This window comes from Nitrospira sp. CR1.1 (assembly GCA_014055465.1).
Lineage (GTDB): Bacteria > Nitrospirota > Nitrospiria > Nitrospirales > Nitrospiraceae > Nitrospira_A.
On record WIAF01000009.1, the window covers coordinates 48,586 to 65,420 of the forward strand.

General features: G+C 54.8%; 12 protein-coding genes. All 12 read right to left on the bottom strand.

Features of this window, described 5'->3' with window-relative positions:
* Positions 1–1,017, bottom strand: a complete 1,017-nt coding sequence (locus tag GDA65_15190) for a glycosyl transferase (protein MBA5864038.1) — start codon at positions 1,015–1,017, stop codon at positions 1–3.
* A gap of 10 nt (positions 1,018–1,027) precedes the next feature.
* Positions 1,028–2,167 carry an aminotransferase class I/II-fold pyridoxal phosphate-dependent enzyme gene (locus tag GDA65_15195; GenBank protein MBA5864039.1) on the bottom strand — a complete coding sequence of 380 codons (1,140 nt, stop codon included), beginning with the start codon at positions 2,165–2,167 and terminating at the stop codon, positions 1,028–1,030.
* Positions 2,168–2,652: 485 nt separating this feature from the next.
* Positions 2,653–4,023 carry an FkbM family methyltransferase gene (locus GDA65_15200; protein MBA5864040.1) on the bottom strand — a complete coding sequence of 457 codons (1,371 nt, stop codon included), beginning with the start codon at positions 4,021–4,023 and terminating at the stop codon, positions 2,653–2,655.
* Positions 4,024–4,150: 127 nt separating this feature from the next.
* The gene (locus GDA65_15205) at positions 4,151–5,137 is read right to left on the bottom strand and encodes an NAD-dependent epimerase/dehydratase family protein (protein ID MBA5864041.1); all 987 of its coding nucleotides are present in this window, start codon (positions 5,135–5,137) and stop codon (positions 4,151–4,153) included.
* On the bottom strand, positions 5,134–6,144 hold the full coding sequence (locus tag GDA65_15210; GenBank protein ID MBA5864042.1) for a hypothetical protein: 1,011 nt from the start codon (positions 6,142–6,144) through the stop codon (positions 5,134–5,136). The genes GDA65_15205 and GDA65_15210 overlap by 4 nt, the downstream gene beginning before the upstream one ends.
* Positions 6,141–7,955, bottom strand: coding sequence for a hypothetical protein (locus tag GDA65_15215; protein ID MBA5864043.1), 1,815 nt, complete (start codon positions 7,953–7,955; stop codon positions 6,141–6,143). The genes GDA65_15210 and GDA65_15215 overlap by 4 nt, the downstream gene beginning before the upstream one ends.
* A 196-nt stretch (positions 7,956–8,151) precedes the next feature.
* Positions 8,152–9,246 (bottom strand): exostosin, encoded by a 1,095-nt coding sequence (locus tag GDA65_15220; GenBank protein MBA5864044.1) that lies wholly within the window; start codon positions 9,244–9,246, stop codon positions 8,152–8,154.
* Between the two features lie 362 nt (positions 9,247–9,608).
* On the bottom strand, positions 9,609–10,592 hold the full coding sequence (locus GDA65_15225; protein ID MBA5864045.1) for a glycosyltransferase: 984 nt from the start codon (positions 10,590–10,592) through the stop codon (positions 9,609–9,611).
* 257 nt (positions 10,593–10,849) lie between these two features.
* Positions 10,850–12,655 (bottom strand): ATP-binding cassette domain-containing protein, encoded by a 1,806-nt coding sequence (locus GDA65_15230; protein MBA5864046.1) that lies wholly within the window; start codon positions 12,653–12,655, stop codon positions 10,850–10,852.
* A complete protein-coding gene (locus tag GDA65_15235; GenBank protein MBA5864047.1) occupies positions 12,648–13,748 on the bottom strand; it encodes an FkbM family methyltransferase in 1,101 nt (366 codons plus the stop codon). The genes GDA65_15230 and GDA65_15235 overlap by 8 nt, the downstream gene beginning before the upstream one ends.
* Positions 13,687–15,003: a hypothetical protein gene (locus GDA65_15240; GenBank protein MBA5864048.1), complete on the bottom strand. Its 1,317-nt coding sequence runs from the start codon at positions 15,001–15,003 to the stop codon at positions 13,687–13,689. The genes GDA65_15235 and GDA65_15240 overlap by 62 nt, the downstream gene beginning before the upstream one ends.
* A gap of 30 nt (positions 15,004–15,033) precedes the next feature.
* Positions 15,034–16,833: a hypothetical protein gene (locus GDA65_15245; GenBank protein ID MBA5864049.1), complete on the bottom strand. Its 1,800-nt coding sequence runs from the start codon at positions 16,831–16,833 to the stop codon at positions 15,034–15,036.
* Positions 16,834–16,835 lie beyond the last annotated feature (2 nt).

A 16,835-nucleotide genomic window follows, 5' to 3' on the forward strand; every position in this document is an offset into this window, starting at 1 on the left:
TTAGAGCACTTGCCTGTCAAGGACGAACAGGTACTGGCGCTTGACCAGAAGCCGAACACGCTGGATAACGAGCCTCACTTTCTTAGCCATTCGAATAAAAAGGGGCTCAACCTGCACCTGGTCCCTGAGGCCTCTCGCAACGGAGGATGCTCCCAGAAATGGGGCTGTCATGTGTGCGGCGTCAAGAAGCGCTCCAATATATGGCACGTAGACGAATCGACGAACCAGAGGGGATAGTTGCTGCTTATACCAGTGAATACTCGGATCGTACACCCATTGATTTAATTGCTTGAGACCATGGAAATGATAGAAGACGAGAGGATCGCCCGCGACCACGACTCTGCCGTCTTTCCCTTCCAGCGGATAGGTTGCCAAATTCCATGGTGCGACATTGGCGCCCTTATGTTGCAACACAATCGTGCCCGGAAACCGTGCTGGCCAATCGTCCAGATATTTTTGGTCGCCATACTTGCCATCTTCGCGTCGATCATAACACCATTCAATGCATCGATTTCTCCACCACGACAAGCATGCACGCCCCCGCTCATCGTTTCGAAAACTCAGCCATCCCACATTGTATATCCCGGCCTCTTCCAATTCCTTTAAGAAGGACGGGAATCGATGAGCGATGATGGCCACCGAATTGTTCCCGATTTCCTTATACAGCGGTGAAACATCGGAGAAGAAGAATAAATCGGAATCGAGATAGGTCAACAGATCAACTTCAGTCTCGCGCTCCAAAATAAATCGGGGCAAGACGGGCGTGCATGTAAAGTAATACTCAATGCGGGATCGATTTTGTTTCGCCATGAGGAGTTCATCATCCCCGCGCTCCAATTCGTCGAGCGAGAGCGGAATAACCCCCGGCAAATCCATCCGGCGAAGCACGTCAAAACACGCCTGATCCAAACACAGCACCCACAACCGGAAGGAGCCGCAATGCTGAGTGAGGGAACGATGCAGCGCAAGGCCTCTCGTCAGGTAGTGCTGATCAAAATATGTGCAAAAATAGCGCATTACACGTTCTCTAAGGCCGCGTTCTCCAGGCGGCGATTGAATCCGTAATGCGACGAAGCTGCTCGCCCGTGACATGGGGGTGCATGGGAAGACTAAGAACCTCCTGAGACAGCCGCTCAGTGTGTTCCAGGCAAGGACCGTCAATGCACACACGATCTCGATAGGCCGGCTGACGATGGATAGGGACCGGGTAGTGAATGGCAGTTCCGATTGAATGGCTGCCCAAGTGGTTCTTCAGATCATCCCGGCGAGTGCTCCTGACCACATACTGATGAAAGACATGATCGTATCCCGCTCGACGAGCGGGCAGGACCAAGCCCGACGTCGCCAAGGCCGTGTCATACTGCCTGGCCACCTGCTGCCGCCGAGCATTGTCCTGACTGAGGTATCGCAGCTTTACGCGCAAAATAGCCGCTTGGACTTCATCAAGGCGCGAGTTGAGTCCGGGCAGATCACTCACATATCGCTCTCGCCATCCATACTCACGAACTAATCTGGCGGCCACACAGAGAGACCGATCATTCGACACAATCGCCCCGCCATCACCAATGGCCCCCAGATTCTTCGTGGGATAAAAGCTGAATGCGGCCGCATCCCCCCACGTCCCGGTCTGGCGCCCGTGAATGGTTGCTCCATGGGACTGAGCGCAGTCCTCAATTACCTTGAGATCCTGTTTCTTCGCGATTTGGAGTATGGCCGGCATATCAGCCGGATGGCCGTACAGATGCACAGGAATTACCGCCTTAATTCGCCGTTCAGCTTTCCTCCTCAACGCATGTTCCAGGTGATGCGGGTCCATCGTCTGGGTGTGTGGATCCACGTCAATTAACACGGGCACCGCCCCGGCCAGTTCGATCGCTGCGACAGTGGCCACTGCAGTATGAGAGACCGTGATAACTCCGTCTCCGGGGCCTACTCCGCAGACGCGAAGCGCGACATGCAAGGCATCGGTTCCGCTGCCAACCCCCACCGCGTCGGACACACCCAAAAAAGATGCAAATTCTTGCTCGAATGCGGCGACTTCCGGGCCCAAAATGTATCGCCCGCCCGAAAGAACCCGCTGCACGGCTTCATCGATTTCCTGCCGGTGCGCCTCATAATCGGCTAGCGGATTCGCGGCTGCAATAGAAGAGTGTTCCGTCACAGAAATACCTTCATAAATACTGCCTTAAATGCTGGCGATAGTAGGTCCCAGTACGAGCCAGCCCATCGAATAATAGCGCACCGGGCACCCATCCCAGCGCGGAGCAAATCTTATCGAACAGTGACTAGCAATCGCCGACATCGATCTTTTTGCGATCGTCCGGCAGCACCTGCGGTGTCAGGGGCCACGCATCCTTGCTCCCTCAGTTCATTGAACCCGAGCGGGCAATTTCCCGGAAAACGTCGACGCAAACCGGCCGCTTCAAGCACAATCATGCATGATAGAGGCAAGGCTTGAGTGCGCAGCGTTGCATCTTGTCATCGCGTCCGCAATCGGCGCAAGCCCCCTCGGTGGGCGCAGATGCACGTCTGCTCCACATCACCTGTTACGGAACAGGGCCGTGATAGTGAGTGCCCTGGCCCCAACTGCCGCTGTCAAACGATTCAACGGTCACCGGACGCAATAGATAACGCCTACCACCCGCCTGGCTGTCATTGAGTGCCGGAATGCACGTGTTCGCGGCACTGAAAAAGCAAATCGTGATGGGAGAGTTCCTCTTTCAACTCATAATACGGCGCCAGATACTGCTCGATCTCTTTGCGGTATCGCGCCTCGACGAGGATAAATTGAGGCCGGTGACGAGAAAGATCCAACCCCTCCAATGCCTTGCGTTCGTACCCTTCCAGATCCAGTGACAAGAGGTGAACCTGACTAATCCCATGCTTGTCGAGCAATCCGCTTAGAGTCGCACTTGGCACCTCCATTTCAAAGGTATTAGAGAGCGCCTGCACCTGTATCCCCGCTTTCACGTGCTGTTCCTCTTCTTCCGCGGTCTTCATTCCTCCCTTGATAACCGACATGAGATCCGCGTACCTCAACGTAACTGACTTGCCTGCCTCCATTGGAGCAACCAAAGCAACCGCTTCTACTATGGACCGTGGCCTATGAAGCCGGCATTTACGCGCAAGTTCTGGAAGAGGCTCGACCAGCAACCCGTGCCACCCGCGGCAAGCCTCAAAGTGCAACGTATTACTTTGCTTTACGCCGTCGTTCGCCCCTGCCTCGACAAAGACGCCACCGTCAAAGTTGAGATACTGCTCAAGTTTCTTGTCGAGGTCGTTCAAGGCAAAGTAGCGCTGCACCTTACGCATGAGAAGCACCCGTGAAAAGTGCCGCTGGTAGGGAGCTGGCCCCCAAAATTCCTGAATTTCGAACCCGAGAGCACGAGCCGCCATGTCAATAGATGCATACTGTGGCCGCTCGGCATTATTCAGGACGATCGTGCCTCCAAACTTCAATTTATGGAGGGCATGTTTAAAGCAGGAGGGTCGCGCACGGCCGTCAATCAAGACAAGGTCGAAGGAGTGATCCTGATACGTATCAATCGTTGCCGCATAATCGCGGAAGGCGCAACCGGAAAATCGGACTTCGGCTGAAACATACGCATCCGGATCACTTGCGAGATGCAGGGCAGAGACAGCAGAGGGAGACGGAGAAACAAGGTGCGGGATCCAGCGCGCCTGACTGCGCCCACCCATTTCTGCTTGCACACATTTAAACCATTCGAGGTCATGCTCGACGGACACAAGTTCACGAACACGGTCGGCAAAAAATAGCGTTGCCCCCCCGCACCCATACTCGAAGACGCGAGAGGTATGGGATACCGACTTTTCTAATAAGGCCACCGCATCGAAGTTGATCCACGGGCGACGATCACCGAATCTATTTCCGCCAGACTGCAGGCTGTGCGCCCAATCGGAATACCACCGGGAGAGCGCTTCACGGCTACAATATGGCCGATGTTTGATCGATAACTTGAGACATTCGTAAATGTAGCGTGGAAGTTCGTATGTCCCCCGCATGACATTCCTTAACCGCGATTTCGGTACGTGAAGGCCCCTGTCCTTCTACCGAATGGCGTGTGACATCGATCGTCCGACTCAGCCATTGGCGTCTGCCAGCCTGGGGATTTCTGCCCGGGAAGCTCTCTCATAGGTACTGTGCGAGATGCTGGCGATAGAAGGCCACGGTACGAGCCAGCCCATCGGACAATGGCACTCTAGGCTCCCATCCCAGCATGGAACGGATCCTGTCGAAGTTTGAATAATAGTCGCCGATATCGATCTTCTTCCGATCGCTGGGAAAGGTCTTCAGTGCATAGGCGCCGGAACCACTGACCTTCACAAGCAACTCGGCCAAACTCTTTAAACTGATGACGGCCTCCCCCCCAAGATTGAACACTTGCCCATTAGCCGCATCGCTCGCAGCCGCCAACAGAAATGCCTCCACCGCGTCATCGACATACGTAAAGTCTCTTACCTGGTGGCCATCCCACACATCGAAGGCATTGCCTTGAATCACCTGTCGAACCCAGATGCCGAGAAAGGTCTGGCGGGCGTCTTTTATCCGCATCCTGGGTCCGTAGGTATTGGTCAGACGCAACGCGCACGCGCGGAGATCGTACACGTTGTTGTATAAAATGTGATACCACTCTCCGGCCATCTTATTGATCCCGTTGACGTCCACAGGCCTCAATAAATGATCTTCGGCCACGGGGAGCGAATCAGGCTTCCCATAGATCTGCCGAGTGCTGGCGAAGACGATCTTCACACGCGGGTTGTATCTTCTGCAGGCCTCCAGAATGGACAGCTGGGCACGGCAATTAATTTCCAGGTCCGTCGAGGGATCTTGCATAGAGTCCATATGACTCGTCTGACCCGCCAGATTAAACAGATAGTCCTTTCCCTGCACCAGATACCGCATGCTATGCTCGTCACGCACATCGGAAATATTAATGTGCAACCGCGACTCGTACCCGCTTGTATTCGACAAGTTGCCGCCATACTCGGGAATCAGGCTATCAACGACCGTGACATCGGCCCCAAGGTCCACTAGTTTCATCGCGAGTGTCGAGCCGATAAATCCCAGGCCACCCGTGATCAGAATGCGACTATCGCAGAATGCCTGACTCGTCACGACCCCGCTCTCCTGAGCGCCGGAAATGTCCTTTTGATCCAGGTCTTGACCGGCGCAGGAACCAACCGTTTTACCAATTGACGCATGCTGTGCCGCCGCCTTGCCAAACGCTGGAGCGCCCCGATCGTCTCGGCATTCATCAGACGACTGGCGTTGTCATGGCCAAATTTCTTCTCGTACTCCAGGACAATATCCGCCGCATACCCGATTTGATTGTCAATGAGCGAAAAGACCCAGAGGAGAACGTATTGCCGGGAGTCGCATCGAGCCGAGGCTAACGACGATAGTGTTCGAAGGTATCGAGCATTGACCCAACCCGGACTCGTCCGGATCGCCTGCATGAGCCCCTCCTTGGATAATCGCTGATGATTCGTGAGCAAATGAGACACTGTCGTTTCGCTCATACGAGCCGTTCCCTGGACATCAAGATTCGACAACCAAAACCCGCTCCGCACAAGTTTCTGATGGGCTTCGACAAACAGATCTTCGCCAAGGTACGCGTCCATCAAACCGGGCTCAATATCCAGCGCGAGCACTCGAGAACGAACATCAGGGCGCAGACTTTCAAAAAGACGGTAATCCGTCCCCTGCGAGTCAACCTTCAACCAATCGATACCGGACAATTGAAATCGTTCGAGCACTGCGTTGAGCGTGGTCGCCCGAACCTGCGCCTCTTTTTCGACTGTAAAGAGATCGGAAAACACATAGTTTGACAGCGATTGTGCATCCGGGCGAAGGGTACTGGAACAGGTAGGCGACTTTGTAAAATAAAACACGGCCTCGGTGACTGCGGGATCTGCCGTGACAGCCTCATCGACAACCACAGATTTCCAAAACACTCCTTGTGTTTCTTCCCTGGGCTCGCGTAGGTCGGGGTCAAACCCGAGATAGATTGACTGTGTGGCAATGGGTCCCCACATCTCCGGGAACCCGACCGAGGCCCCAATGTCCGCCAATATGGGGTGAATTTGTAACTCGTGAAGCAAGCGATTCACAGGGATGTTCATGACCGTGGGGCTTTCTCATTCCCGGCGGCCAGCACGGGCCTGAAGAGGAATCCTTGATACTCATTTTGCTCTGGCGCATTCTTAATGACAGGCTGAAAGCCCACGATAAATTCACGGACCAGCTGCAGACCGGCGACCCTTGCCGCATCCAGAAATTCCTGGCGGTTCAGGCACCAGGCCAAATACTCCGTGTTGTATCCATATTGATAGGGCCGCTGAACAAAGACGAACGATTTGGCATTGCTGACCACCGGCAGTTGCGTAACCAACAAATACCGACCTGTAGCACGCGCGAGCCCTTGAAGGGTAGCAACCCAGTCTCTCGCATATTGCAGGGAGGTACTTGCATTCACAAGGTCGTACGTTCTAGTCAGACACGCTTCGTCAGTGCAGAACTCTACGCCAGGATTGAGAGCTCGTCCTTCTGCCACCAGCAACTCCACATCTTTACAGTAATAATCAATGATCAACTGCGGATACAACGCCCTGTTGAGTAGGCCGTAGTGCCCGAGGCCGCCTCCCCAATCAAGCATCGAGATCTTCGATGACTCCAGCGCGCACAGGCCGAGCACATACGCATAGCTCATGACAATATTGTGACAGGCAAGATTCTTATACGTATCGGGATCCGAATCGAAAGAAAATCCCAGCGGTCCGTCAAGAGCGAGTTTGCGGGAAAAGGCCGTCCATCTGGACCGTTGAGAAGCACGAACCGCAGGCACATTCCAGCCCTTGATGGCCGGATCTGTCTCCATCCGGCCGAAACCCTCCGGAATATACTCCCATTCACTGGCTTCTCGACCACGCGATCGCACGAGCGGCCGCAGGGCCGCAACAAGCACAGGTGGCAGTATCATCCTTAGAACGTTCGTGTCAGCGAGCATCCGCACACTGCGCTTGACCGTTCGGAGCACATTCAAAACCGGCTCAGGCAATCTTTTCCGTACAGCGTTACGCCACCGTGACGGCCACGACGGCTCTTCGCCACAGGCACTACGCCACAGAGAGGAGCAAGCAGGATGCTCCATGGGTGTCGGCCACTTGGAAGGGATGGCCGGGCAAGGTTCCAACGATGGATTCGACCAATAACTACCGTCGCTCGCATGCGTCGCATCAGCATCAAACCCGATATGTTCTACGAGGGTGCGAGGCGGGCGAAAACACAATCCGCCTGCGACAATGTGCCGATAGAGCCATCGCACCGCCCAAATATTTTTGCGTTGTTCTTCATCGGCCATCGCGGGCAAATCCGCTCCGTACCGATAAATATCCTTCCCTATCCGTTGACACTCGCGCATGAACCCTAGCGCATCGACATCCATACCCTGCCAGGCCCGGGCCCAAGTACCCCATACCCAACACTCGGATCTTCCATCGAAATACGGCTGATCACCGACATCCTCCGGAGTGACTCTCGGGTGAGTCCACCCCGTCACACTAAAAACCTCCGGGCTCTGCGCGTATGCATCTAAGGCCGCGCACAAGTACTGATACGTCCCCGGCACACACACAAGATCATCCTCAAAAACGATGACGCGTTCATGGGTTTTGAGCACCTGCTGCACACCATCAAGAATGGATCGGCCGAGCCCCCAATTCCGCTCTCTTTCGCATACCACTGTTTTACACCAGGAAATGCCGTGAAGAATCTCACGCACAGCCTCCACACGGGACGCCGCCTCTGCATTCCTCGGACCGTCGCTGAATACATACAGGAGCGGGATCTTCTCTCGCTCCAAGCAAGCCAGGGTCTGCAGCAAATGCCTCGGACGAGCATAGGCGAACAGCACTACCGGGACTATGTTCGTCACGTCGTCCTCCCCAAGCAACAACATCTTTTCGGGCCTTCCTGATTTATCGGCGCTTCATGCTGACTACAAGGCGGGACAGTGCCACCGTTGACAGCCCATGAGAAGAGCTCCTGAGGCAAGCCTATCCACTCATCCATTCCTCGCACCTGTGTGTTCAGGATAAATCTTAATCCTTGGAACCTGCATGCCGCTTGCATCAGTTAGGGCTGGCCGCCTCTCCTTCCCGGCTATGAAAGTGCCGGTAGAAATTTCGAAAATACCCCTCGGGAGAAAGAAACGTCCGCCAAAACTCCCGACAGCTTCTCTGCAGGTCTCTAAATTGCTGGTCTGTCAAAGCATCATGAAATTGTGTAATCTTTTCAGGCAATCGCTCAAGCTCGCTTTGATCAACCCACACACAGTGCTGCTTCCAGGCAATCGACGAGTGGTATGGTAACAAACAGTCGGTATCGACAAACACAGGAATTCGTCCGCAGGAGAGTGTTTCGTACAATCTGTAGGAAAAGTTTCCGGCGCCTCTGACACAGAGCACGTAGTCACTGCCACAGATATTCTCCACGTACTCTTTACGAGCCTGCGCCAATACATGCCAATCCGGTTCTCCGGTCGGCGACAGCGCCCCTCCAAGAAATCGATCCCTTAGCACAAAATTTGTTTCTACACGAGAGCTTTCTTCCAGTACCTGCACGGCCGCTGCCCGGAGGTACCGGCCCCTGGTATCTGCGCCGGTCGATTGAGCCTTCCAATAATCCCTCACCCCCAGCGCAACTCGTTTCAGCATCATGGGTCGGGATGGCGCGAAGCCGCAAAAACCGACGACAGGCTTCCCTCGCTTGGGACGAACCGGGCTCTCACCTTGGAGATATCGATCGACAAAATCCTCACTCCACGCCGGCAAGGCAAATTCATTCGGAGACTTCCGTGATCGAAACACCGAGGTGCGAAAGGCCAGCCAGCGGGAATTCGGCAGCGTTTTCATGGAATCACTCGAAAAAAATAGTGCCATGGGCTTCCCTGCGGCCTGTGCTTCCTGACTCAATTGTTCTGCCAAAACAATCCCCTCTTTACTGAAGGCACCGTGCTCCCAGCCAAACGGGAGTATTGCAACATCGGCATCCTTCAAAGAAGTGAGAGAGAGAAACTGACGACCACGTTCGGCAAGTTGATCAAAACGGCCGGTATTCGGATCACCCTGAGGCTCGGGATTTGTACCCCAAAACGGATAGAGCAGGGTGACATGCGGCAACCCTGCCGGGAGATACGCCCGATCCGTGAAGAACTTCAACATCATCGTCCCGCAACCTCTAGCAGGATGCTGAAAAAGTCCACCAGCGGCGTTCTCGCCTCGTTCAGCGGCTCAACGTACGACAAGAGTACGATTCGCCGCTTCACTCGCTGCGGCCTTGCTGGATGGCCTTTCTGCGCATCCTGCCTACTATCCTGATACCAACACGCCACATGAGCTGATCGCGGCGTAGCGTGCAAAAAATGAGGTTTTCCGCAACCTCTAGACAAACCACCGCCTCGAAGCGCTTAGCCCGCATGATTCATGACGGTTCGTCGTGAAGTCGCCCGGGCACGTTGGGAGACCGGCGCGCGGAGCCGGGAGAACCCGTGGCGTCCTCGTACAGGACGTTGAGGGGCCAAGGCGGGTTAGGCAAATCCCTCGCAAACAATGCCCACGCGTTTTAATCCCCACACAGCCAGGGGCCTGAACCAGGCAGAACACGGCAACCTGCCGTAAAGGAGCACCCTATAGCACTTCCTCCTCAGCACAAACCAGGTCCTCTGCCAGGAGACTTTGCCCTTCTGCTCAGGAGACGGAATGCCATGCGCACGCCGAATATCCTGTTCAATCTGTGCCCTTTTTGCCGCTGACTCCGTCGACAACTTGGAAGCCGGATGGACTCTATAGCACCCGCCGGATCGGCCAAGCAGAACGGGTCGAGAAACCACTTGGCCAACTCTGATGAACCAGTCCCAATCGAACCCTACCGAGATGTCTTCGCGCAGAGGTCCGACCCTGGCCAGAAGGCCTCTCTGAATGAAAACGGCCTGGCTCGAGAGATTCCAGCCGAGACAAGTCAGTTCACGCAAGGCAAACGGCACAAAGCGAGACTCCTGATACACTCTGCTCTGATCATCAATTAAATACACATTGCCAAAAAACAGGTCGCCATCCGGATTTCTGCGCAACGCCTCTGTTACCGCATGAAAGAATCCAGGGAGATAAAGATCATCTGAATTCTGCCACCCAATCAACTGGCCCGTCGCCATCGCCATTCCCCTGTTTATGGCTGCAGCCTGGCCGTTATCTGGCTCGCTGACCCAATAGGACACATAGCGGTCATATCTTTTCAGCACATCGAGAGTACCGTCTGTGGATCCCCCATCCATAACGATAATTTCAGTATTGGGATACTCCTGGTTCAAAATCGACCGCAGGGTCATTTCCAAAAATTGCCCCTGGTTATAGGAAGGAATGATGACTGAAATCCTGGGAAACCGATTGTCTACAGGTGGCCGAGTACTCGGCGAGCAGAGAAGATCCCTCGTGAAACCCTCTATTTGTTGCGACAGTGCTTCCCAAGACTTGCTGACCGCTTGAACCTTTTTCATATACCTACTGTCGCACATACATTCTGGAAGGTGTGGTTATTCCAATGCCCGTAGGGATCATCCCTGAAACTGAGAAAATCACCTTTCCAAGAAATCGTCATCTCACTTGGATACGATGGCGCCGCGAGCAGGGATGGAACACCGTTCTTCGCACGATCTTGCGTGTTGCTGGAGACCGCCCATTGTCGCCACAGAGCTGTCTCGCCGATGCCATGCGGTTCCGCGCGATGACGGAACACCTCCGTCAAACCATACGCTCTGAGCACCGCATAGCGCTATTCTGCCGCTGAGTTCACCTTAGTTGAAGGGCTGGTTGTAACTCCGCCGGGTTGCCGCCCGGAGCAAATCGGCGCTTGAGTGAGCCGCGCGAGGTCCAAGACCTGGGACACACGGGAAGCGATCCCGCGATCGTGCGTAACAAACAGAAGAATCCTGTCACGAAATTCTTCAATCAAGTTCGTCACCACACGTTCACGAATATCATGATCCAATGCGGCGGTGCTTTCATCCAGCACAAGAACTTCCGGCCTCCGCAACACGGCACGGGCAATACCCAAACGCTGGCGTTGCCCGCCGGACAGGTTGCTTCCTTGATAGTGCAGCACGGTCTCCTCCCCCTGAGGCAACCGGGCGATCACGTCGTTGAGGCACGCAATCTCGCAGGCATGCCGCACAACCTCGCGATCGATGGAGACGCCCAGAGTCAGGTTGTGAAGAATTGAGTCATGAAACAAGGGAACTTGCTGCTCGACAACCCCCACATGCTGCCGCACTGAAAAGGAGCTGATTCCCGCAAGATCACCTCCATTCACAAGAATCCGGCCTTCGGTGGGGGCGTACAACTTCAGCAAAAGATCGATCAGGGTTGATTTTCCGGCTCCCGACGGTCCGATCAGGGCATAACTCTGCCCCCTCTCAAACCGGGCGTTTAAGTGATCAATGACGGGCTTCGCACGATGATACCGAAAACCGACCGATTCAAACTCAATGGAAGAAATCCCTTTATCCAGCTGGATGCCGACCTCCGCGGGAGTCGATTCAAGCGCCGCCACGAGGGACATCGCACGGGTGACCTCCTCCCCTGCCATAAGATCAGACACCGTTCGCATAAAGATGTCGAGGGACTGGCCAAGAAGCGGGAAGAAACGCAGGAGTAAGATCGCAAGAACCACGAAATCCGCATAGCGATCTGTAAAGCTGCCATTACCAAGTAGGAGAGCGGCGCCAACAGCCGCTCCAAACACCAACACCAATGAAGGCCCTGTCCGTGCCAGGTCCTTGAGGGCATCCACCTTGAAGCACGTCCACACGTACGTGCCAATCATGTCCGCATAGCGTGTCGAAACAAAGCCTTCGGCATTGTAGGCCCGAATCGTTCGCAGGGAATTCAAACATTCTACAAAATGCGTGTTCAGAATCCGCGATTGCAGTTGCTGCTCCGTCCCCAGTTGATGCGAGCGACGGAATGATCCCAGCAGTGCCACCCCTGCGATGGCAATAAAGAGTGACACGCCCCCGCCTGTCCATGGTGACTTCACGGTGATCGCCAGCCAATAGAGTCCGGCAAGCGCCATGACTGGCACCAATCGACTCACCGACATCACGATCTGACTAGCCCGGTTCGCTTCGTCGCCCGCGAGGCTAATGTAATAGCCGATGGTATTCTTCTGGACGTCGCGGAAGCTTAATCCCTGCACGAATGCCTTGAACGCACGGGATGAAAAATGTGCGATCAGATCCCGATACACATGACTCACCGTCAGGCTCGCAGCGGTATCAGTGAGCAGCCTCGTCGTCATGAGGCCGAGGAACAGGAGCAGGAACGAGCGAAGGGTCGATGGGGCGCCGACGGCATCCATAAGCCATCGCCATCGACTGTCTGCAGCAATGTCATCACCGGAGGCCAAGTGGGTAACCGGGAACAAACTCATCATGGCCGCCAATTCAAGACCAACAGAAAGGAGGGAAAGGAGGGTCGCAAGAAACAGGATGGGGAACTGGCGAAACGAATACGAAAGAAGTCCCACCAAGGCCTTGCCCCGGCCAATCACTCCGGGCTTGACGGGATCATCACTATTCATTGACCAACCAGGTCGAGCTCCGGGGGCGATAGAACAGCCGGGACAGACGATTCCTCCATGAGGAAACGAACTCCCTGATCGTCCATCCTCGCGGAGACTCCTTCATGGAATAGTGCCGATGGCGATGCCAGGCCATTACCGCATTGCGTAAGCCCTCGGCTTCAGGGCTCGGAAGAATATGGTCCTCCATCACACGCGTCAGGAGATAGTGTGCTTCGGCAAAGAACCCATACGCACAATACAAGACAACCAGCTTGCGCAAGCCAGATCTGTCGCCAGCTTTTAGGAGATGTTCCGCTCCACGAAAATACAAGGCATCAACTTCCCAAATTCGTTTGGACAGACTCGTGGAACTTTCGTGCACTCCGAAAACTTGCCGAGGGTAATAGGTACGGTCACCGTGCACCGGCCGATGTAACCGAACGGGACGCAGGTCGAACAACGTAAACCCGCGAGAACGGAGAAACTCGTCTACCTCCCCCATTGACGGTTGCTCAAGATAGCCACCGGGAAGCCCCACTTCCAGCTCGACGCCCAGGGTCGACTGTCGAAGCCGTTCCCCCAAACCATGCAGCACTTCGATCTCTGCCCCCTGAACATCTAATTTAAGAAAATCAACTTGTTGAATACCGGCCTCATTCAAGACGTCATCCAGGCGACGGGTCTGAATCCTATGCGCATGAATGGGGAAAAAATATGATGGATCACCAAATTCATTGAGTGCATCGCTACCAGGCTTCAGCAGGGAACTCCCGGTTGGAACATTCGTCTCGTACAGGACTCGCTCGCCACCCGATGCGGACAAGGCCGTTTCAAATACATGAGCCTTCTTCCGGCGATTTGATTTCTTGTATGCCTTTCGCAACTCTTCGGCCCGCGCCGCGTTCGGTTCAAACAGACACAGGGTAGCCCACTCGTCCAGCACCTGAAGATACCAGGGCAACCCGTAGGCCGCCCCCACATCCGCAATGACGAGATCCTCTGCATCGAGAAGAAGTTCGAGCGCGTGATCGAAAGAGACCATTGGTGAATCAACTGACTCGCTGGGTTGAAAATCCCTGACTGATGACATCCTTCGCGCGGGAAAGCTCATACCGCATACGACCTTGTATCGCCGCCTTTACGATACTCCTACGGGACGCAGGAGGTTGTCGCCGCGAAGCCACTGCCCGCAGGGCAATTTGAACCGCCCACCGCTCCCCCCTCTCAACCTGTGACCCGCGGTGGATTCCCGCGGAGCCATCAAACACAATGAGAGTGCCCGGGGGTCCCAGAAACGTATCCTCGCCAGCTAGCAAACGACGCGACAGATCGCTCTCATCCACGATGTCATCACCGAAATGCGTGGTCCCGCGAAACGCAGACGGTAAGGTCAGGAGGTCTCGCCTATGATCCTTTAGAAAAAACCGGGGACGATAATAACCCAGCTTATAGTCCAATCGATCGGCTTCCATTGGGAACGACTTTGTCTGCTCCATATCAAATCCCTTGTGGAGCGCAAACAGAAACGGAGAGCGGCGCCATCGATGGCTGCCTCTCACATACCGAAAAGGACCGGACGCCGCGTCAACGGCGGAAAGATAGAGCATCGCCTTCACAATATCCGGATCCGCGTCGAAATGCATGTACACCGTTTTTGCTGTGGGCAAATCACTATCCACGTAGCAGTTCTTATACCAATTCTGGCAAGGATGCGAAAAATCCAAGGCTGCATACAGCCATTCCATTTCACATCCCATGTAGTGCGACACCGCCGACACAATGCCTTTCGAGTGGAGCGCTCGCTGAATGGAGCCCGCGGCGGGCGAACATGGATCGAGGGGCATCGCACAATGGCGTGCCGGGCTGGCCTCTTTTCGCTTTCGCAGCACAGCACGTTCCCACCAGGTGTGGCGCCACACAGAGGATGCCAGATCAGCAGTCACCGGACATTGGTAGTACCCGTTCGTCCGAAGACCATCGACGAACCCCGTCAGGTTCGCCGGCAATGCACGAGGATCCGTAGGGTTCTCTGCGCGGCGGCGATCGAACACAAGCTGATCGCTCAGAAATTGCCGGGCCTGACTAATGGCTTGCTTCGTGGTCCGGCGTAGTTCGATACGCATTTCCGCGCTCAGGACGTATTGTTCCAATTCTGTGATGACCGGCCCTACCTTTGCCGCAAATTCACTCGACACCTTTTCAGAATCGGGTCTTCCGACCTGAAGCAAAGCTAGATAGGCATTGTCGATCGACTCGATGAATCGGAACACGAGGGTGTCGTCCAGCGTACATTTGACATTGAGGCCACTGAACGCTGGATGCTGATCATACTGAATACGAGGAAGCGTCAGGTCGGATTCCATCATAGTGTCCGATCGAAGAATGCGTGGGCAACATTACACGGTAGAGACCGCGGCATCCCGGCGTTCTTCGCCCAAGGCCAGCAGCCGCCGTGCCAGGTTTCCTCCGAAGGAGGACCGCTGAGAGTCGTACAGTGCCTGAGCGATGCGGGCGACCTCAGCTCGCAACATGCGGTCTTCCACCTCAAGCGTCACCTCACTCGCTTGCATTCGAGAGGCAAGCTCTAATGGCGTCTCGAGGTTTCCTCGCAGCAACGCATCAATATCATTTCCGCCCGCAAGCACCTTCGGCCGCCGGCGACAGTCGCCTCGCTGATCAAAATGCGGATCAAATTTCCTCCGAAGCCGGTGAAGAATATGTTTCCCGAATGAAAGGTGAGCAGGCTTCACATGTTCTCTTTTCGGATATCCATCCTGGATATCGATCACCCCATGCCCATACTCCACAGCTAACCATCGATAGGCCATCCGCACATGTTCAAGGCTCCATCCGTCCATGAGGGCGCGCTCAATCTGGGCAAAGTAATCTTTTTCGGTCGTCCCCACATAATTCAGGTCCGATGGGTAAAATACCAACTCCGGCGAGTAGATTACCACGGGAAGCCCAAAGAGGCTCATTTCTTTTCCGGCGGTCGACCATGCATTCAAAAACACATCGGTAATGTCGGCTAAATCGTAAATCGACACGTCGTCCGTCGGCCAATTCACGCGAACATTGGAGGGAAGGGTCGCAAACACTTGTTCCAACAACCTGGCATGTTCCGATTTTCCCCCGCTGCGCATGGTCCCGGGAAACTCCCGCGGATGGACTCGAATAATCAGAAAGAGATCCGGCCTGGTCGATACCCATTTAACCAGGGCCCGAATCCAATCCACCTGGCGAGGGAACAACGGTGCATCGTCCAATGGCAATGCTCCCACAACCTCGGCGGCAAAACGCTCATCGTAGCTGCTCATTGTCGCAACTAATACCCGTTGGGCTGCGGCAACCCCAAAGAAGCGAGACAAATCCTGGGGGCCCCTGCCGGCGCCCGACGAAAAGGTGAAGGCGCTGCTGCCGCCAAGCAAGACAAGAAAATGATCAGTGATTTGCCGCATCACTGCAGGGGAGCACGGTCGTTGTTGAAATTCCGGCCACTTCTCAACTAAACGTTTCACATACCGAAAGGTATAGTCCCGACCAATCATGAGGGATTGCAGGCGATGAGCAAGGTTGCCTCCGGCATGCAGAAAATAGTGGGGAATGCCGCGTCGCTCGCCAAGCATGCACACGGTCCGGTTCACGGAATAGAGAGAGTTGTAGGCGACGATGTGATCGGGACGCTCTCGATCCAGTATCTTTCGGGCGCCAAATAGTGATAGCAGCACATACCGGAGACTGATCTGATACTCCCTCCATTCAAAGTCGTTCAACGCTAGGCTCAATTTCTTGTGCCTGAGCAACATTTCATAGGTGGCCAGATTCCCGACTGGCACATGATCAACAACCAGATCCGGAAAATTCTCCGGGGTGGTGTGCCCCAGAATCTCCTCAACCCGGTTATGGTCATCGGCGTCGAGTACTTGCCCAAGATCATATCCGGGCAATTTAAACTCTCGCCGCAGGAGGTCTCTCGAAGCCACACATTGCCGGCAGATGTCTTCCCGCTGCTGCCCATCGCTCTGCCATCCAACCCGAGCCGCATCCATGACCACGCACTGCTGTGAAAACACCTGGCCGCATGTGATGTAGACCAGCTCATGACCATGCTTCAGCAAGGTCTCTGCCACAAGTGCTTCGGGAAAGGCATGCACCCAAATTCCCGAGTGCGGCGCAAAGAACAGCACCTTGCTCATCG

What these genes read in the sequence shown, in the direction of transcription:
- GDA65_15190 (MBA5864038.1), bottom strand. Translation starts at nt 1,017, where the DNA reads ATGCGCTATTTTTGCACATATTTTGATCAGCACTACCTGACGAGAGGC.
- GDA65_15200 (MBA5864040.1), bottom strand. Translation starts at nt 4,023, where the DNA reads ATGCGGGGGACATACGAACTTCCACGCTACATTTACGAATGTCTCAAG.
- GDA65_15210 (MBA5864042.1), bottom strand. Translation starts at nt 6,144, where the DNA reads ATGAACATCCCTGTGAATCGCTTGCTTCACGAGTTACAAATTCACCCC.
- GDA65_15220 (MBA5864044.1), bottom strand. Translation starts at nt 9,246, where the DNA reads ATGATGTTGAAGTTCTTCACGGATCGGGCGTATCTCCCGGCAGGGTTG.
- GDA65_15225 (MBA5864045.1), bottom strand. Translation starts at nt 10,592, where the DNA reads ATGTGCGACAGTAGGTATATGAAAAAGGTTCAAGCGGTCAGCAAGTCT.
- GDA65_15230 (MBA5864046.1), bottom strand. Translation starts at nt 12,655, where the DNA reads ATGAATAGTGATGATCCCGTCAAGCCCGGAGTGATTGGCCGGGGCAAG.
- GDA65_15235 (MBA5864047.1), bottom strand. Translation starts at nt 13,748, where the DNA reads ATGAGCTTTCCCGCGCGAAGGATGTCATCAGTCAGGGATTTTCAACCC.
- GDA65_15240 (MBA5864048.1), bottom strand. Translation starts at nt 15,003, where the DNA reads ATGATGGAATCCGACCTGACGCTTCCTCGTATTCAGTATGATCAGCAT.
- GDA65_15245 (MBA5864049.1), bottom strand. Translation starts at nt 16,833, where the DNA reads ATGAGCAAGGTGCTGTTCTTTGCGCCGCACTCGGGAATTTGGGTGCAT.